Here is a 16,619-nt window from a genome sequence, read left to right as displayed (position 1 = left end):
GGCTCGCTCCCCTCACAGAAGGCACCCGGCATCCGTATGCCCTGTCCGTCTGCCATGCCTTGCTGTGATTGTGGGACGCGGCCGGTAAGACGCGGGTAATCAGTTCCTGTGAATACGGACCATCCGACCCGTCAGTCCCATCCGTCCGTGCGGCTACACCGGCTTCTGCGCACGAGCGATGAGCAGGGCCACGTCGTCGGAGTTGTCCGGCTGGTGCAGTGTGCGCAGGAGGAGGTCGCACAGCTCCTCCAGCGGGCGGTCGGGGCCGTCGAGCAGATCGAGCAGCGCGTCCAGGCGTTCGTCGAGCGGGTGTTGGCGGGTCTCGACCAGACCGTCGGTGTAGAACACCAGCCGGTCTCCGGGTTCGAGGTCGACGGTCGTGGTGGAGAAGGCGACTCCGCCCACGCCGAGCGGTGCCCCGGTGGGGAGTTCGAGCAGCTCCGGTGCGCGGCCGGGGCACAGGCGGACCGGCGGCAGATGCCCGGCGTTGGCGATCCGGCACTGCCGCAGATGCGGGTCGTGGATGGCGTACTGGCAGGTCGCGATGGAGTGGTCCAGGCCCTGGGTGATCCGGTCGAGGTGATCGAGGAGCACCGACGGGTCGAGGCCGAGGGCGGCCAGCGTGTTCGTCGCGGTGCGCAGCCGGCCCATCGTCGCGGCGGCCGTGATGCCGCTGCCCATCACGTCGCCGACGACGAGCGCCGTCTTGCCGCCGTCCAGCGGGATGACGTCGAACCAGTCGCCGCCGACCTCGCTGGTGGCCCCGGCGGGCTGATAGCGGGAGGCGACTTCGAGGCCGCCCGTCACCCGCGGATGGCTGGGCAGCAGGCTGCGCTGGAGGGTCAGGGCGGTGTCGCGGGCGTTCTGGTACCAGCGCGCGTTGTCGATCTGCACGGCCGCGCGGGCCGCCAGTTCACGGGCGAGCAGCAGGTCGTCCTCGCTGAACGGCTGCGGATTTCGGCTGCGTTTGAGGTCGAGGGCGCCGAGCACTTCGCCGCGTGCGATCAGTGGAACGGCCAGATAGGAGTGCACTCCTGCCCGCGCCAGCAGCTCCGCGGCCTCGGGTGAGCGGGCGATGCGCGGCAGGTCCACGTCCTTGACCTGCGCCACCATGACCGGCCGGCCGGTGCGTACGCACTCGGTGACCAGGCGGTCCGGTCCGTACCGCGCGACCTGCCCGGGCGGGTCGGCCGCGCCGAGCGCCTCGGTGTCGTGCTCCGCCCGGACAGCCAGGGCGCGGATCACCGCCGCCTCGCTGGGGCCCAGGCTGCTGCGTCTGCCATCCATCACGGCTTCGAGCAGATCTACGGCGGCGACGTCGGCCAGTTCCGGCACGGCGACGTCGGCCAGTTCACGGGCGGTGCGGTCCAGGTCAAGCGTGGTCCCGATCCGCGTGGAGGCGTCGGCGATGAGCGCCAGTCGCCGGCGCGCGGTCTCGGCCTCGACACCGGCCCGGTACTGCTCGGTGATGTCCACGACCGAGGCGGCCACCCCCAGCACGTTCCCCAGGGGATCCTCCAGCCGGTACATCGAGACCGACCAGGCGTGGTCCTCCTCGGGGTCCGCCGGGGTCCGGCCGAAGGTGGGCTGGTCGACGACCGGCATCCCGGTCTCCAGGACCTGGCGGGCGGCTCGCTCCACGGCGGCGGCGTCCACCCGCGGCAGCATCTCCTGGACCGTACGGCCGAGGTGCTCCTCGGCGCGGATGCCGTTGATCCGCTCCAGCGCCGGGTTGACCGAGACGTACTTCAAGTCCGTGTCCAGGACGGCCAGTCCGATGGGTGACTGCGCGACGATCCGCGTCGACAGCGCCACATCCCGCTCCAGCCCGCGCACGGTCTCCTGGTCGGCCGCGAGCCCCAGCGCGAAGAAGTCGCCCCGGTCGTCGAGGAGCCGCTGATTGCGGAACTCCACGAGCCGAGTGCCGCCGTCCTTGTGCCGTACCGGAAAGGCTCCCGCCCAGCCCTCGCCGGTCTCCATGACGTCGGCGAACAGCTTGATGGCCAGCTCGGCGTACTGCTCGTGCACCATCAGGCGGGACGCGTACTCCCCGAGGGCCTCCTGCGCGGAGTACCCGAACAACGCCTCGGCCTGCGGGCTCCACAGCACGATGCGCCCCTGGGCGTCGAGCAGCACGGAGGCCACGCCCAGCACGTCGAGCAGCCCGCTCGGCCGCACCGGCCCGCCGCTCTCGGCCACCGGAGGCCCGGCTGCACCCATCGCACGCACCGCCTTCGTTCTGTGTCACGGCACGCCGTCCCCCGTGCCGACTCCCCTTGTTCTACCGCGTTCAACCGCATCTGTGATGCCACGGTCGCCCTCCTCCACCATCCCTCAACACAGCGGTGGCCGTCCGGTGAAGTCGACAGGAAGTGATCGGAGTCGTCGGGAAGTGATCCGCCCGCACCGGGTGATCCGTCGTCGAACGGACAACTCCTGTTCCGTCTATTGGTCTGTACATGACGACCACGCGCACGCCACACTGTCCGCCGAGCGCCGCCCCCACCCCCCACCGAGGAGCCGTTTCCATGCGCCTGCCCGCCCGGCAACGCTGTCACGCCGCCCTGACCGGTGTCGTCGCCCTCGCCACCGCCGTCGTCCTGTCCGCCGCCCCGCCCGCCGCCGCCGCCGCGGACACCTGGACCGAGGTGGGCTCCGACCGCGCCGAGCCGCTCACCGAGAGCCAGGGCCTGACCTCGGTCGAGGTGCCGGCGAACAGCCCCAACCGCTACACCGGCATCGGCACCATCCCCGCCGATGTGTCCGGCCGCGGCTGGAACCACGTCGGCGACCCGGACGCCTCGTACGACGGGCACTACATCGAGCCGTACCAGCGGGACTCGGGCAGTTCGAAGATGTTCCGGGTGCAGAAGCCGGACGGGAGCCGGGCAGAGTACGTTCACGCTCTCAGCCCCGGAGAAGCCCTCAACAACTCCTGGGTCGCGATCTCCCCCGACGGCCAGTGGATGCTGGCGGGCGAGTGGGGCACGATGACCCGGCTGCTGGTCTTCCCGACCCCGGGCGTCAACTCCAGCACCTCCCCGTCGGCGAACCTCCCGCAGGCCTCCACCGTCCACCTAGACCACGCGGTACGCGACGTGCAGGGCTGCGACTTCTCCGGCCCGACGACCCTGCTGTGCTCCTCGGACGACCCGGCGGGCACGCTCTTCGGCATCACCAAGCCGCTGCTCCAGATAGATCTCTCCGCCGCACCGGGCGGGTCGGCGGACGTCTCCGGTCATGTCACGGCACTGCGCCAGCTGCCGCTGCGGAGCTCCTGCTCGGGCACGTTCGAGACGGAGGGCATCGACTACGACCGCCGTACGGGCACCCTGCGCGTGATCGTCATCTCCCCGGGCTTCTGTGTGCTGACGGACAGCAAGACCTACCGGTTCACGCGGAGCTGACGCGCCGGCCGTGGTGCGCTGCGGCGAGATGGTGGTTTGCTGAAGGTGGGCGCGGACACTCGGGGCCCGCGCCCACCGCAGCGCGGCCACGAGAGGAGCGGTCATGATGATCGGCGAGCGATCGCACCCGGAACACGTCTCGGTGGAGATCAGCGGATGCTCCAAGGACGACGCCCGCATCGTGTTCGACACACTGTGCGCGTGCTTCTCGTCCGACCGGTGCGCCGATGACGTACCGGAGGAGGCCTCGGACACCCGCCCGACGGTATGGCTCGGCACCTTCGACGTCGCCGACGCCCACGAGGGCGCCCGCCCGGCCCGGCTGCGGTCGTCCGTGGAGGCCGATGTGCAGGGCGGCTACTGGGCGGTCGACCGGTTCCGCGACACCCTCGGCTCCCTGTTCTCCGTGCATGAGGCCGCCGGTGCGTCCGGCGACCAGGAGAGGGAACTGCATCTGCGGCTGGAGAACCGCTAGCCGCACCCGGCGTCCGCCGTCAGAGCCGGGAGGGACGCGAGCGGCGGCGCAGATACCAGACGGTGGCGGCGATTCCGGTGCTCACCAGTGCGCCGCCCGCCACCAGGGTGAGGGTGCCGTAGTCCGTGGTGCCGCCGCCCATGCCGCCCATGACGCCGCGGGACGGCGAGGCCGTGGCGGAGATCGTGGGCGTCGTGGCCGCCGAGACGATGACGGACTGCGTGCCTGCGGTGTTGTTGTTCGAGCACATGACGATGACGGTGTAGGTGCCGGGACTCACGCTGGACCAGGCGGTGCTCTGCTGGGAGTTCGTCCCGGACAGCGCCGCCTGCCGTCCCTGGGCGAAGTTCGCCTGGCTGCTGTTGAGGAGCGAGGCGGTGCCCCAGCTGCCGTTGATCTGGGTGCAGGCGCTGGTGGTGACGGAGACCGTGGAACCGCTGGTGCTCACGGAGATCCCGGAGACGGCGGCCGATCCCGCGGCCAGCGGAAGCGGAAGCGTGGTGGCGGCTGCCACGGTCAGGCCGGAGCGGAAGAGTAGCGATCTGTTGCGCATGTGGACTGCCCTCCGGCGGCACGGTTGGCGGTACATCCCTTGCGCCGCCGAGGTCGGGGAACGCCCGTGCTGCCACAGGGACAGCCAACGTGGCCCCGGGGCGTCCCGCATCCGGACGGCGCCCGGTCAGGTGACGGACGCTCCGCGGGTAGTGCCGCGATGGTCGTCTGTTGTCTCCGGGTTCGTTGTGGCTGGTCGCGCAGTTCCCCGCGCCCCTTCGGGGGCGTTGTCTAGCCGCCGGTTTTCAACGTGCGCTCTGGTGAGAAGCCGCTCCAGGTGCCGTCCGGGAGCTTTGCCCGGATTCGTACTTGGTGGGTTACTCCGGCGTCGCGGCCCGCGTAGAAGCTGTATGTCGCCTTCTCCTGTGGTGGGGTGCCGCCCCATACGAGGGAGGTGGCCGGTTGTCCGTCGAGTTGGATCTGGTACTCCGTGACCAGGCCGTCCGTGAGGGGTGGGGTCCAGGAGAGGTCGATGTAGTACGCCCCTTCGGCGTGGTGGGTTGTCGCGCGGAAGGCGGTCGGGGCCGTGCCGCGGCCGTTGTCGGTGCCGGGTGTTGTCGTCAGGCGGACGGTGGCGGTGGCCGGTGAGAGGTTGTCGGCCGCGTCGCGGGCGCGGACCGTGAACACATAGGGCGTGTCCGGCCGCAGGCCCGTCACCACGGTCGCCGTCTGGTTTCCGCCCACACTGTGGATCTTCGTGGTGCCCTGGTAGATGTCGTACGACACCACGTCCCGGTCGTCCGTCGACGCGGACCAGGACAACTGGACGGCCCGGCTACCGACCACCCGGCCGCTCGGACTCCCGGGGCCGGTCGGGGCCACCCGGTCCGCCGCCACCGCCGGCGGTGTCGTGGCCCGGACTGCACGGCTCTGCGGCCCGAGACGCCCCTCGGTGTCCCGGGCCCGCACGGTGAAGACGTACACGGTGGACGGCCGGAGCCTGGTGACATCCACCATGTGCTCCGAACCAGGCACTTCCTTGACCTTCGTGGTGCCGCGATACACCTCGTACCGGCTGATGCCCTGGTCAGACGACACGGCGTTCCACATGACGTGCACGCTGGTGGCGCTCCCCGCCTCGGCGGTGACGCCCACCGGAGCCCCCGGCGGCCGTTCCCCCTCACCGTCATCCGTCCCGCCCCATCCGCAGGAGGTGACCAGCGGCAGCGCGCAGAGTGCCAGGATCGCGAGCCGGGGGAGGGAAGCGGGAACGTGTCGCACGGCTCTGCCTCCAAGGGGCGGCATGGTGCAATGGTCCGGACCAATATGACGCCAATGACGCGATCACATCAAGAGGTCGGTCGTTGGTGGCCGCCCGGCGGGGTTACGTATGCTGAAGCTCCTCACGGCTGAACTTCCCGTCCGGCGTCGGGAGTTCATGCCGGTGGCGCGGAACGCTGTCGTCGCTGATCCCGCGCCGGCGCGGGCGGCCGGGTGGCCGGAGCCGTTACGGGCCCGGCCGCCCGGCCCCGGTCGGATCCTCGGAGACATGCGCCGTCCGCCCCTTCAATGCTGGACGCAAGATCGAAACGGCACCAGATTGGGCCGGGCGACCGTCAGTGTCCCCGAGGAGAGGCCCTCTCATCGTGCGTGTCTCGTCTCTAGCCCTGGTCGCGGCCAGTTGTGCCGTGCTCGCTCCGACGGCGTACTCCGCTCCCCGCGCCGAACCCGCTGTCCCGGAAGGACTGCCGGAGGTGAGGCGTGAGGGTGACGTCGGCGCCGCCGAGTTGCTGGGCAGGGTGCGGGACTGCGTCCCCGTGTCCGAGGGCCGTTATCGCAGCGATGCCGGCGCACCCGCGACCATTCCGGTGTGCGGCACCGAGGAAGCCGTCTTCTGGAAGGCCGACCTCGACATCGACTGCGACGGCCGGCCCGGCCCAAACTGCAACGCCCGAACCGACCCGTACTTCTCCGACGCCACCGCCTACCCGCAGTCCGACGGCGGCCCATTGGACGCCGAGAGCCTCCCGTACATCGTCGTGCCCGTGCCCAGTTCTCTGTGGGACCACCGTGCCCATGGCGTCGACGGCGGCGCGGTGGCCGCCGTGATCCACGGCGACCGGGTCCAGTACGCCGTCGTCGGCGACACCGGCCCGCACGACCTCATCGGCGAGGCGTCCTACGCCGCCGCCCGGGGCCTGGGCATCGACCCCGACCCGCACGGGGGCGGCACGGACTCCGATGTCACCTACATCGTCTTCAAGGGCAGCCGGGTGAAGCCCATCGAGGACCACGACGGAGCCGTGCTCATCGGGGAGCGACTGGCGCGGCAGTTCGTGCGGGGGCGGTGAGGTGTAAGACCGGTCAGACCGCCGCCCATCCGTCGTCGACCGGGAGGGTCACGCCGTTGATGTTGCTCGCCGCGTCCGAGGCGAGGAAGACGATGGCGGCGGCCTGCTCCTCCGGCTGGGCCAGCCTGCCGAGGTTGACGAAGTGCGGGCCGAGCGTGGCGGGGCCGTGGGCGCTCTGATCGGCGTCCACCGCGATGGCGGTCCGGGTGCCGCCCGGGGCGATCGCGTTCGCGCGGATGCCCTGCTTGCGGTACATCACGGCGAGGGACTTCGTCAGCCCCACGATGCCGTGCTTCGACGCGGTGTACGCGGCGCCCGCCGCGCTGCCTCGCAGCCCGGCCTCCGAAGCCGTGTTCACGATGGCGCCCCTGCCCGCCTCCAGCATGTGCGGCAGCACCGCCCGCGTCAGCAGGAACGGAGCGGTCAGGTTGACCCGTATGACCCGCTCCCACTCCGCGTCGCTCACCTCGCCGAGCGCCGACATCCGGTCCATGATCCCGGCGTTGTTCACCAGGACGTCCACCCCGCCGAAGCGCTCCACGGCGGTCTCGGCCACCCGGTCGACGACGGCCTGCTCGCTCAGGTCGCCCACCACCGCGACCGCCGCGCCGCCCGCCTCCTCGATCTCCTTGACGACGGCCTTGGCGCCCTCGGCGTTGAGGTCCGCCACCACCACTCGCGCACCCTCGGCGGCGAAGGCCAGAGCGGTCGCGCGCCCGATGCCCGAGCCCGCTCCGGTGACGATGACGCTGCGCCCGTCCAGTCCGCCGGTCATGAGGTGCTCCTGTCTGTGCGTACGAGGGCTGCCGCCCCTTGTGCGGGGGCGCGGTGTGCCGGGGCGTCGCGCCCGTTCGGCCTCACTCTACGACTTAATGTCTCCGAGTGACATAAAGTGGTGAGGGAGAATTCGGCGCAGCAGCAACCGGAGCCGGAGGACCACATGACCGCCCCCAGCGGACGCACGGGACGCCCACCTCTCACCGAGGAGCGCAAGGCCGAGATCCGGCTGGAGATCGCCCGGGCGGCGGTGGACCTGTTCGTGGAGCAGGGGGTGGCCGCGACCACCGGCGAGCAGATCGGTCAGATGGTCGGCGTGTCGGCGCGCACGGTGTGGCGCTACTTCCCGAGCAAGGAGAGCTGTGTGTCGCCGCTGTTCTCGGCGGGCATCGACATGATCGCCGACAGGCTGCGGGAGTGGCGGCCCGGGCGCTCTCTCGCCCAGGTCTTCTCACCGGAGCTGGCGACCGACCACCGCCTCGTCGCCGGGCCGGACCGGGCCACCCTCGGCGCGCTCGTCCGGCTGACCCGCACCGAACCGGGACTGCGCGCGGTCTGGCTCCAGACCTACGACGAGGCCGAGCCGGTGTTCGCCCGTGCCCTCGCCGAGCGGGCCGGGCTGGCCGTCGACGAGCTGCGGCCGACGATCCAGGCGGCGATGTTCAACGCGGCCCTGCGCGCGGCCGTCGAGCGCTACGCCTGGCGCGGCGCCGAAGTGCGGATCGACCCGGAGACGGCGGAGGCCGAGCTGCTAGGGATCGTGCGCTCGGCACTCGCCGTCGTGGAAGAGGGGCTCACGTAGGCGTAGTCAGGCCCAGTCAGGACCCCTGGGTTCCTCACACCTTCCGATACGTGTACGCCTCCCCGGCCGCCGCCTCCACCGCCGCGAGGTCGGCCCCCGTCGCCGCCGTCACGACCGCGGCGACCGCGCCCTCGACGAAGGGAGCGTCCACGAGCCGTGTGCCGTCGGGGAGTTCGTCGCCCTCCGCGAGCAGGGCCTTCACCGTCAGCACCGCGCTGCCGAGGTCGGTGAGGACGGCCACCCCGGCGCCCCGGTCCACGGACGCGGCCGCGGCGGCGATCAGTTCGGCGCTGGTGCCGAGTTCGCCACTCTCGGTGCCGCCCGCGGGAGCGACGGGCACCACCGTGCCGCCGCCCGCGAGCGCCTGCGCCAGCTCGGCCACCGACGCGGCGACCTGCGCGCTGTGCGACACCAGCACGATCCCGACGAGCTCGCCGTCACTCACCGCCCACCTCCGCGAGAGCCGCGATCAGCAGCGCCGACGAGGTGGCGCCGGGATCCTGGTGCCCGATGCTGCGCTCACCGAGATAGCTCGCCCTGCCCTTGCGGGCCTGCAACGGCGTGGTCGCGAGCGCCCCTTGCTCGGCGGCGGCGCGCGCCGCGGCGAAGGAGTCGTCGAGAGCGTCCACGGCCGGTACCAGCGCGTCGATCATCGTCTTGTCGCCGGGCGCCGCCCCACCGAGCGTCATCACCGCGTCCACGCCGGTGCGCAGCGCGGCCGCGAACTCCTCCTCGCTCACCTCGGCCGCGTCCCCGAGCGCCTTGCCGGTGCGGCGCAGCAGCGTCCCGTACAGCGGCCCCGAAGCGCCGCCCACCGTCGAGATCAACTGCCGTCCGGCCAGGGTGAGGACGCCGCCGGGCGTGTCCGGGGCCTCCTTCTCCAGCGTGACGGTCACCGCGGTGAACCCGCGCCGCAGATTGCTGCCGTGGTCGGCGTCCCCGATGGGCGAGTCGAGAGCGGTGAGCCGTTCCGCCTCGCGGTCGACGGACGCGGCCGTCGCCGTCATCCAGCGGCGGAAGAAGTCGGCGTCGAGCACTGGATCTCCTTGCGTGGTAGGTGCGTTGGCTGCGTCCCCCGCCGGACTCACATGCCCCAGCGCAGACCCGGCGTCTTCACCGGCGCGTCCCACAGCCCGAGCGTTTCCTCGTCGATCTGGCACAGGGTGACCGAGGCGCCGGCCATGTCGAGCGAGGTGACGTAGTTGCCGACGAGCGTGCGGGCGACGGCCACACCCCGGGCGGCAAGCACCCGCTGCACCTCCGCGTTGAAGCCGTACAGCTCGAGCAGCGGCGTCGCGCCCATGCCGTTGACCAGGACCAGGACGGGGTCACGGGGATTGAGGTCCTCCAGGATCGCGTTCACGGCGAAGTCCGCGATCTCGCCGGACGTCATCATCGCGCGCCGCTCGCGGCCGGGCTCGCCGTGGATGCCGATGCCCAACTCCAGCTCGCCGGCCGGCAGATCGAAGGTGGGGCTGCCCTTGGCCGGGGTGGTGCAGGCGCTCAGCGCCACACCGAAGCTGCGGGAGTTCTCATTGACCTGCCGGGCGAGTGTCTCGACGCGCTCCAGCGGCATCCCCGCCTCGGCCGCCGCCCCCGCGATCTTCTCCACGAACAGCGTGGCACCGGTGCCACGCCGCCCCGCCGTGTAGAGGCTGTCGGTGACCGCCACGTCGTCGTTGACGAGGACCTTCGCGACCTGGATGCCCTCGTCCTCGGCGAGTTCGGCAGCCATGTCGAAGTTGAGCACGTCGCCCGTGTAGTTCTTCACGATGAACAGCACGCCCGCCCCGCTGTCCACGGCCGCCGCCGCGCGCACCATCTGGTCCGGCACGGGCGATGTGAAGACCTCGCCCGGACAGGCCGCCGAGAGCATCCCCGGGCCCACGAATCCGCCGTGCAGCGGCTCGTGCCCCGAACCGCCGCCGGAGATCAGGGCGACCTTCCCGGCGACGGGCGCGTCCCGCCGTACGATCACCCGGTTCTCCACGTCGACGGTCAGCTCGGGATGGGCCGCTGCCATTCCCCGCAGGGCGTCCGTGACCACGGTCTCCGGGACGTTGATCAACATCTTCATGGGAACCTCCTGGTGAGACCGGCAAGTGGGATGCCTGGTGCCTGCGCTGTCTGCCGGTGCTCCGTGGCGTTGTGGTCGGAGCCCCCGCTGTCGGCAGTATCGACCTTGGGACAGCGAAGGTCACGCGTGGCGGAGCAGGGGCCGCAAACGTCGTCACCGATCGGCGCGCCTGCGCGGTCGCCACCTGATCAGGACGTGCCCAGCGGAATGGTGTCCAGGATGGCGCCGGCCATCACGCGGGCCGGTGTCTCGGTCGCCGCGGCGACACGACGGAAGGTCTCCTCGGCCCGCCGGGCCGGCCAGTCGGGCGGAAGATGCCGTCCCGGCAGCCGCGGATCGGTACGGATGATCCGGAGCCACTCGCTGACCAGTCGCAGCCGGGTGGCGATGGCGTCGTCGGTGCCCGGCTCCGCAAGGGCGCCCCAGCGTCGGGTGAAGTCGGTGTAGCGGGCGGCGAGGGAGTCCAGGTCCCACGTGTCGCGGACCATGAGGCCGATGTCGGTCGCCTCGTCGGCGCGGGCGCGGAAGACCTTGACGTACGCGGACAGTTGGAGCTCGGTGATCACGTCGGAGACGTCCATGGGGCCGGGGGCGATCCACAGACCGTTGTAGAGGGGGCCGAAGCCGGCCCAGGTCAGGCGCGAGCGGAGATCGTGGCGCCGGCGCTGCCAGGACTCGGGGAGGGAGAAGCCGATCAGGGTCCAGGTGCCGTCCCAGTCGTCGTTGACCGCGCTGGTCTCCCAGATCCGCCGGCCGCCGTCCCGCAGGATCTGGGTGGCGAGCGGGGTCGGGCCGAAGTACATGCGGCGCCCCTGCCGCCGGCGCATCAGCAGACCGCGGTTGACCATGCGGGTGAGCGTGGAACGGACGGCCTGTTCGCCGACGCCGACCCGGGCGAGGACGTCGATGATGCTGCCCGAGTAGACGCAGAGCGGGTGCTCGTCCAGGGCGTGGTTGCCGAAGAAGGCGAGCAGAAGCGACTGCGGGCGCGCTGTGGAACTCCCCGCACGGGCCGGGGAGTCGGGCGAGCCCGGCGGGTCCTGGAGATCCCCTTGGGGCTCGGCGTTCACGTTCACCCGAGCAAGCGTACGGTCGCCGGACCTGCGCCGAGCAGCAGTGCCGCGAGGGCCGCGAGCGTACGCGTGCGGAAGCGGTGGTTCACGGGTCGGCACTCCTTGTCGTGGACGCGGGTACTGCGAGGACGGAGATCGACAAATTCCCTCGGTCGGGGGGCCTGACACGGCGAAGGTAGGTGTGTAGATTGCGGGCGTCAAGAAAGTGCACAACATCAGCTTCCGGGGTTTCACCGAAGCCCCTCTGGTCCCGCAGGTCTCACCGCTGAAAGAGAAGCGCCGGCCGCTTTCGCGCTTGTCGCCCTCACCGTTCTCGCCGCACGGAATTCGCCGGCTCGCCCGTCCACTTCCCCCGCGCGGCACTCATCTCGTTCTCCTCAAGGAGGAGCCCATGCAAAGGCGCATACTCGGGCTTGCACTCGCCGTAGTGACCGTCGCCGCAGTCGCCGGGTGCGGCTCGTCGGACTCCGGAAGTTCCGCTGCCTCGCCCGCGGGTGACGGGAAGACCACGCAGGTCACGGTCGGTGTCATTCCGATCGTCGACGTGGCGCCGCTCTACCTCGGGCAGAAGCAGGGGTTCTTCAGCAGCCGGGGGATCGAACTGAAGATGGTGACCGCCCAGGGCGGCGCCGCGATCATCCCGGGCGTGGTGAGCGGGCAGTTCCAGTTCGGCTTCAGCAACACGACGTCGCTGATGCTCGCGCAGACCAAGGGCGTTCCGGTCAAGTCCGTGGTCAACGGCGCCGCCTCCAACGGCAAGGTGGGCGCCGACGTCACCGCCGTCATGGTCAAGAAGGACAGCTCGATCAAGTCGGCCAAGGACCTCGCCGGGCACACCGTCGCCGTGAACACCCTGCAGAACATCGGCGACACGACCGTCCGCGAATCGGTGCGCAAGGCCGGCGGTGACCCCGCGGACGTCAAGTTCGTCGAGATCCCGTTCGACCAGATGCCGGCCGCCCTGGACGGCGGACGCGTGGACGCCGCCTGGATGGGCGAGCCCGCCCAGACCATCGCCAAGGCCCAGGGTGCGAGGGCGGTGGCCTCGCCGTTCGCCGAGACGCATCCCAAGCTCACCGTCGCGACCTACTTCACCTCGACGAAGATCGCGCAGGAGAACCCGGACCTGGTGAAGAAGTTCAACGAGGCGATGGCCGAGTCGCTGAAGTACGCCTCCGAGCACCCCGACGAGGCACGCCAGATCCTCACCACCTACACCAAGATCAGCGGTGATGTGCTCACCAAGCTGACGCTGCCCAGCTGGCCCGCCCAGGTCGACACCGCCTCCTTGGAGAAGCTGGCCGGGCTCGGCGAGCAGGACGGCATCTTCGGCGGCAAGAAGCCGGACATCGGAGCGCTGTTCTCATGACGACGACGTACGCCCCGCGGCCGGCAGCGCCGGCCGCCCGGCGGGGCCCGGCCCCAAGTCCCGTGGTGCTGCGGGGACTTGCCGGTCTGGCAGGACTGGTGGCCGTCCTGGAGGTCCTGCCGCGCACCCCGCTCGTCTCCGCCGACTACCTCCCCCCGGCCTCCACCATCGGCCGCGCCTTCTGGAACCTGCTCGGCGAGGGCACCTTCTGGAGCGCGCTCGGCGACACCCTCACCGGCTGGGGGATCGGCCTCGCCATCGCCGTCCTGGCCGGAGTCGCGGCGGGGGTGGTCATCGGCTCCGTACCGGTGCTGCGCGCGGCGACCGCCTCGACCATCGAGTTCCTGCGCCCGATCCCCTCCGTGGCGCTGATCCCCGTGGCGGTGCTGCTCTACGGCACCGACCTCCGCTCGAAACTGCTCCTCGTCGTGTACGCGTCGTTCTGGCAGGTGCTCGTCCAGGTGCTGGCCGGCCTCCAGGACGCGGACCCCGTCGCCCAGGACACCGCCCGCAGCTACCGGCTGGGCACCTGGGGCCGGATCCGGTACGTCCTGTGGCCCACCGCCCTGCCGTACGTCATGACCGGCGTACGCCTGGCCGCCACCGTGGCCCTCGTCCTCGCGGTCACCGCCGAACTCGTCATCGGCGCACCCGGCCTCGGCCAGCAGCTGGCCGTCGCGCAGACCTCCGGAGCCGTGCCCGAGGTGTACGCGCTCGTCCTGACGACCGGCCTGATCGGCGTCGCCGTCAACCTGGCCGCCCGGGCGGTCGAGCACCGCGTCCTGCACTGGCACCAGTCCCAGCGCGGAGAGAGTCAGTCCCGATGACCGTCCGAATCGCAGCCCGCCGCGCCCTGTTCGCCGGGGCCCTGCCCGCCGTGCTGTTCGCCGTGTGGTGGTTCACCAGCGCCGGCAGCACCGACTTCTATCTGCCGCCGCTCTCCACGATCCTGCAGAAGTTCCCCGAGGTCTGGACCGCCGACCGGCTCATGTCGGACGTCCTGCCCAGCCTGCTCCGGCTCGCGGCGGGGTACCTGCTCGCCGCGGCGGTGGGGATCGCCCTCGGCCTGGCCGTCGGCTCGCACCGCGTCCTGCGCGACGTACTCGAACCCGTCCTGGAACTGTTCCGGGCCATCCCGCCCCCGGTACTGGTCCCCGTGATCATGCTGTTCGCCGGCATCGGCGACACCATGAAGATCATCGTCGTGGCCAGCGGCTGCGTCTGGCCGATCCTGCTCAACACCGTCGAAGGCGTCCGCGCCGTCGACGAGGTCCTCGGCGACACATGCCGGTCGTACGGCATCACCGGCCCCACCCGGCTGTGGCACCTGGTGCTGCGTTCGGCGAGCCCGCAGATCCTCACCGGTATGCGCCAGGCGCTGTCGATCGGGATCATCCTGATGGTCATCAGCGAGATGTTCGCCTCCAGCAACGGCCTGGGCTTCACCATCGTGCAGTTCCAGCGCTCGTTCGCCATCCCCGAGATGTGGAGCGGCGTGCTGCTGCTCGGCCTGCTCGGTTTTCTGCTCTCCCTGCTCTTCCGGTTCGCGGAGAACCGGGCCCTGGCCTGGTACCACGGTCTGCGCCGTGCCCAGCGCGACTCCTGACCGACAGGCCCCCACGGAGGCGTCCATGTCCATGCTCGACGTACAACACCTGAACAAGACCTACTCCGGCCGCAACCGCACCGTCGAGGCGCTGCGCGACATCACCTTCACCCTCGACGCGGGCGAACTGGTCTGCCTGGTCGGCCCGTCCGGCTGCGGCAAGACCACGCTCCTCAAGTGCATGTCCGGGCTGCTCGACCCCACCGGCGGCGAAGTGCGCCTCCAGGGAAAGCCGATCACCGGACCGCCGCCCGGCATGGCCGTCGTCTTCCAGGAGTACGGCCGCTCGCTCTTCGCCTGGATGACGGTGTTCGACAACGTCGCCCTGCCCCTGCGCCGCAAGAAGCTCGGCAAGGCCCGTCTGACCGAGCTGGTCGAACACGCCCTGGAGGTCGTCGGCCTCGGCGACGCCCACCACGCCTACCCCTGGCAGCTCTCCGGTGGCATGCAGCAGCGCGTCGCCATCGCCCGTGCCGTCGCGTACGAGCCCCAAGTACTGCTGATGGACGAGCCGTTCGCCGCCGTCGACGCGCAGACGCGCGCCGAACTGGAGGACCTGGTCCGCCGGCTGTGGCGCGAACTCGGCGTCACCGTCCTGTTCGTGACCCACGACATCGACGAGGCCGTCTACCTGGGCCAGCGCACGATCATCCTGTCCAAGTCACCGACCGTCATCCAGGAAGACCTGCGCATCGACCTCCCCGACGAACGCGACCAACTGCACACCCGCTCCAGCCCCCGCTTCGCCGAACTGCGCGCACACGTCTACGAGCAGATCCAGCGGGCCAAGCTCGGCCCCGAGCACGCGGTGCCCGTCGGCTGACACGGACGCGACGCCACCGCCGTCGCGCCACCGCCGTCGTCGGAAGGGCGCACGGCAGGGGGCGGACGGCGCAGAGGCAGGGGCAGGAGGCGGCTGCTCGTGCGCCCTGGCACGGGCTCCCGCCGCGCGCCTACAGTGTGGCGCCACAGCCCTGCGGCACGGACACGGCAGGGCGGAGCCCCACCTCGTGGTCACCGGCTATCCAGGCCCGGCCACCGTCCGGTTCCGGCGCAGCTCGCAGACCGGTACGGCGTGAAGAGCGACGGGTGCCGATGACCGCCCCGCGCGAAACGACACCCGTGACAGCGTCCGGGCCGCATCACCGCCGGTGCGCGGCACCCGTGCGCGTCGAGTACCGCTGGAGGCCGCTGTGTCCCGACCGTGCATCGCCCTGATCACCGACCCGACCTCGCCCGAAGGATGCGGGGACGTACTCGCCCGCGCCGTGGAACTGCTCACCGGCGCCCCGCCGGTCCGGGTCGACGCCCGGCACTTCGCCACCGGCGGTACCGGCATCGGCGTACCCGACGGAGACCGCTTATGCCTCCAAGTCCCCGAACATGAACTGCACTTGGTGCCCGACATCGTCGTCCTGTACGAGATCCCGCCGCACCGCCGCCGCGCACTCGCCGACTTCCAGCGCCTCCTCGCCCGCCATGACGTGGTGACCCTGGGCGCCGGTGTGGCCGCCTGGCGGACCGCGACGGAGAAGGACCTCACCATGGAGCGCTTCCGGCGCGACGGCATCGCCCACATGGAGACCGTCGTCCTGTCCGCGCCCGACCCGCACGAGGCTGCCGCCGCCTTCGACAAGCTCGGCCGGGACGCCTGGGCCAGGCCCGTGGTCGGGACCGGCGGCAACGACGTCTTCCACCTCACGACCGGCGATCAGCTGGCGCGCGCCGCCGCCTTCTACGCCGAACGCCGCACCGCCTGGCTGCTGTCCCGGGACGCGGGGAACATCACCGCCGACGGCCGGCGCCACCAGTTCCGGGTCTTCGTCCTCGGCGGCCTGGTCATCCACGCCCGCGAGCACCTCCAGCCCGAACTCGACACCCCCTGCAACACCTGCCAGGGCGCCACCCCCGTCCCCATCGCCCCGCCCGACCTCCCCACCCGCCTCGCCGACCTCGCCGTGGCCGCCACCGCGTCGGTCGGACTGCCCTTCGCCGGCGTCGACCTGGCCGTCGAGAACGGCGGTGTCGTCTTCGAGGTCAACGTCCAGCCCGCCTTCGTCGACGGCGAACTCGACACGGTCGCCAAGCCCTACATCCAGGCACACCTCGACGCCCTCGCCTCGGGAAGCGGATGGCAGGAATCGGACGCTCTCATGGACTGCCGATGAGGGACCGGCCCACCGGTAGGCT

At 71.2% G+C, this 16,619-nt stretch carries 17 protein-coding genes; 9 read left to right on the top strand and 8 right to left on the bottom strand.

Annotated features, from left to right (window positions below; all coding sequences use genetic code 11):
- Window positions 1-153 precede the first annotated feature (153 nt).
- Window positions 154-2,220, bottom strand: a complete 2,067-nt coding sequence (locus tag KCH48_RS30935) for a SpoIIE family protein phosphatase (protein WP_210578411.1) — start codon at window positions 2,218-2,220, stop codon at window positions 154-156.
- Between the two features lie 308 nt (window positions 2,221-2,528).
- Here KCH48_RS30935 and KCH48_RS30930 point away from each other — a divergent pair, with 308 nt between their 5' ends.
- Together KCH48_RS30930 and KCH48_RS30925 are read left to right on the top strand one after the other, a co-directional pair.
- Complete coding sequence (locus KCH48_RS30930; RefSeq protein ID WP_210578409.1) at window positions 2,529-3,407, top strand: hypothetical protein; 879 nt, start codon at window positions 2,529-2,531, stop codon at window positions 3,405-3,407.
- Window positions 3,408-3,513: 106 nt separating this feature from the next.
- Window positions 3,514-3,882 carry a hypothetical protein gene (locus KCH48_RS30925; RefSeq protein WP_210578732.1) on the top strand — a complete coding sequence of 123 codons (369 nt, stop codon included), beginning with the start codon at window positions 3,514-3,516 and terminating at the stop codon, window positions 3,880-3,882.
- A 19-nt stretch (window positions 3,883-3,901) separates the two neighbouring features.
- Here the strand turns inward: KCH48_RS30925 and KCH48_RS30920 are convergent, their stop codons facing one another.
- Window positions 3,902-4,435, bottom strand: coding sequence for a hypothetical protein (locus KCH48_RS30920; protein WP_210578407.1), 534 nt, complete (start codon window positions 4,433-4,435; stop codon window positions 3,902-3,904).
- A gap of 230 nt (window positions 4,436-4,665) precedes the next feature.
- Window positions 4,666-5,655 carry a fibronectin type III domain-containing protein gene (locus tag KCH48_RS30915; RefSeq protein WP_307840999.1) on the bottom strand — a complete coding sequence of 330 codons (990 nt, stop codon included), beginning with the start codon at window positions 5,653-5,655 and terminating at the stop codon, window positions 4,666-4,668.
- A gap of 365 nt (window positions 5,656-6,020) precedes the next feature.
- On the opposite strand from KCH48_RS30915, the gene KCH48_RS30910 reads away from it, so the two are divergent.
- Window positions 6,021-6,725: a glycoside hydrolase family 75 protein gene (locus KCH48_RS30910; RefSeq protein ID WP_210578403.1), complete on the top strand. Its 705-nt coding sequence runs from the start codon at window positions 6,021-6,023 to the stop codon at window positions 6,723-6,725.
- A gap of 13 nt (window positions 6,726-6,738) precedes the next feature.
- Here the strand turns inward: KCH48_RS30910 and KCH48_RS30905 are convergent, their stop codons facing one another.
- Window positions 6,739-7,500 (bottom strand): SDR family NAD(P)-dependent oxidoreductase, encoded by a 762-nt coding sequence (locus KCH48_RS30905; RefSeq protein WP_210578401.1) that lies wholly within the window; start codon window positions 7,498-7,500, stop codon window positions 6,739-6,741.
- 165 nt (window positions 7,501-7,665) lie between these two features.
- Here KCH48_RS30905 and KCH48_RS30900 point away from each other — a divergent pair, with 165 nt between their 5' ends.
- Window positions 7,666-8,304: a TetR/AcrR family transcriptional regulator gene (locus tag KCH48_RS30900; protein ID WP_210578400.1), complete on the top strand. Its 639-nt coding sequence runs from the start codon at window positions 7,666-7,668 to the stop codon at window positions 8,302-8,304.
- Between the two features lie 34 nt (window positions 8,305-8,338).
- Here KCH48_RS30900 and KCH48_RS30895 read toward each other — a convergent pair whose 3' ends face one another.
- The 4 genes from KCH48_RS30895 to KCH48_RS30880 all read right to left on the bottom strand — a co-directional run bounded on the left by KCH48_RS30895 (window position 8,339) and on the right by KCH48_RS30880 (window position 11,457).
- Window positions 8,339-8,749: a PTS-dependent dihydroxyacetone kinase phosphotransferase subunit DhaM gene (locus tag KCH48_RS30895; protein ID WP_210578398.1), complete on the bottom strand. Its 411-nt coding sequence runs from the start codon at window positions 8,747-8,749 to the stop codon at window positions 8,339-8,341.
- Window positions 8,742-9,341: a dihydroxyacetone kinase subunit DhaL gene (gene dhaL, locus KCH48_RS30890; protein WP_210578396.1), complete on the bottom strand. Its 600-nt coding sequence runs from the start codon at window positions 9,339-9,341 to the stop codon at window positions 8,742-8,744. Before dhaL ends, KCH48_RS30895 begins: the two co-directional genes overlap by 8 nt.
- 47 nt (window positions 9,342-9,388) lie before the next feature.
- Window positions 9,389-10,381, bottom strand: coding sequence for a dihydroxyacetone kinase subunit DhaK (gene dhaK, locus KCH48_RS30885; protein ID WP_210578394.1), 993 nt, complete (start codon window positions 10,379-10,381; stop codon window positions 9,389-9,391).
- Between the two features lie 188 nt (window positions 10,382-10,569).
- Window positions 10,570-11,457 carry a PaaX family transcriptional regulator C-terminal domain-containing protein gene (locus tag KCH48_RS30880; protein ID WP_307840998.1) on the bottom strand — a complete coding sequence of 296 codons (888 nt, stop codon included), beginning with the start codon at window positions 11,455-11,457 and terminating at the stop codon, window positions 10,570-10,572.
- A 388-nt stretch (window positions 11,458-11,845) separates the two neighbouring features.
- Here KCH48_RS30880 and KCH48_RS30875 point away from each other — a divergent pair, with 388 nt between their 5' ends.
- The 5 genes from KCH48_RS30875 to KCH48_RS30855 all read left to right on the top strand — a co-directional run bounded on the left by KCH48_RS30875 (window position 11,846) and on the right by KCH48_RS30855 (window position 16,597).
- Window positions 11,846-12,823, top strand: coding sequence for an ABC transporter substrate-binding protein (locus KCH48_RS30875; protein ID WP_210578392.1), 978 nt, complete (start codon window positions 11,846-11,848; stop codon window positions 12,821-12,823).
- Window positions 12,820-13,650, top strand: a complete 831-nt coding sequence (locus KCH48_RS30870) for an ABC transporter permease (protein ID WP_210578390.1) — start codon at window positions 12,820-12,822, stop codon at window positions 13,648-13,650. The genes KCH48_RS30875 and KCH48_RS30870 overlap by 4 nt, the downstream gene beginning before the upstream one ends.
- Window positions 13,647-14,429, top strand: coding sequence for an ABC transporter permease (locus tag KCH48_RS30865; RefSeq protein WP_210578388.1), 783 nt, complete (start codon window positions 13,647-13,649; stop codon window positions 14,427-14,429). Before KCH48_RS30870 ends, KCH48_RS30865 begins: the two co-directional genes overlap by 4 nt.
- Before the next feature lie 31 nt (window positions 14,430-14,460).
- On the top strand, window positions 14,461-15,252 hold the full coding sequence (locus KCH48_RS30860; protein WP_210578726.1) for an ABC transporter ATP-binding protein: 792 nt from the start codon (window positions 14,461-14,463) through the stop codon (window positions 15,250-15,252).
- Window positions 15,253-15,622: 370 nt separating this feature from the next.
- Window positions 15,623-16,597 (top strand): RimK family alpha-L-glutamate ligase, encoded by a 975-nt coding sequence (locus KCH48_RS30855; protein WP_210578386.1) that lies wholly within the window; start codon window positions 15,623-15,625, stop codon window positions 16,595-16,597.
- Window positions 16,598-16,619: the final 22 nt, after the last annotated feature.

The organism is Streptomyces sp. GESEQ-4 (assembly GCF_017948455.1).
Lineage (GTDB): Bacteria > Actinomycetota > Actinomycetes > Streptomycetales > Streptomycetaceae > Streptomyces.
Note: the sequence above shows the minus strand (reverse complement) of the source record. Positions and strands in the feature narration are given on the sequence as shown.

Coding starts and splice junctions, on each gene's coding strand:
- KCH48_RS30900 (WP_210578400.1), top strand. CDS start 7,666: ATGACCGCCCCCAGCGGACGCACGGGACGCCCACCTCTCACCGAGGAG.
- KCH48_RS30920 (WP_210578407.1), bottom strand. CDS start 4,435: ATGCGCAACAGATCGCTACTCTTCCGCTCCGGCCTGACCGTGGCAGCC.
- KCH48_RS30905 (WP_210578401.1), bottom strand. CDS start 7,500: ATGACCGGCGGACTGGACGGGCGCAGCGTCATCGTCACCGGAGCGGGC.
- KCH48_RS30935 (WP_210578411.1), bottom strand. CDS start 2,220: ATGGGTGCAGCCGGGCCTCCGGTGGCCGAGAGCGGCGGGCCGGTGCGG.
- KCH48_RS30860 (WP_210578726.1), top strand. CDS start 14,461: ATGCTCGACGTACAACACCTGAACAAGACCTACTCCGGCCGCAACCGC.
- KCH48_RS30925 (WP_210578732.1), top strand. CDS start 3,514: ATGATCGGCGAGCGATCGCACCCGGAACACGTCTCGGTGGAGATCAGC.
- dhaK (WP_210578394.1), bottom strand. CDS start 10,381: ATGAAGATGTTGATCAACGTCCCGGAGACCGTGGTCACGGACGCCCTG.
- KCH48_RS30870 (WP_210578390.1), top strand. CDS start 12,820: ATGACGACGACGTACGCCCCGCGGCCGGCAGCGCCGGCCGCCCGGCGG.
- KCH48_RS30865 (WP_210578388.1), top strand. CDS start 13,647: ATGACCGTCCGAATCGCAGCCCGCCGCGCCCTGTTCGCCGGGGCCCTG.
- KCH48_RS30930 (WP_210578409.1), top strand. CDS start 2,529: ATGCGCCTGCCCGCCCGGCAACGCTGTCACGCCGCCCTGACCGGTGTC.
- KCH48_RS30875 (WP_210578392.1), top strand. CDS start 11,846: ATGCAAAGGCGCATACTCGGGCTTGCACTCGCCGTAGTGACCGTCGCC.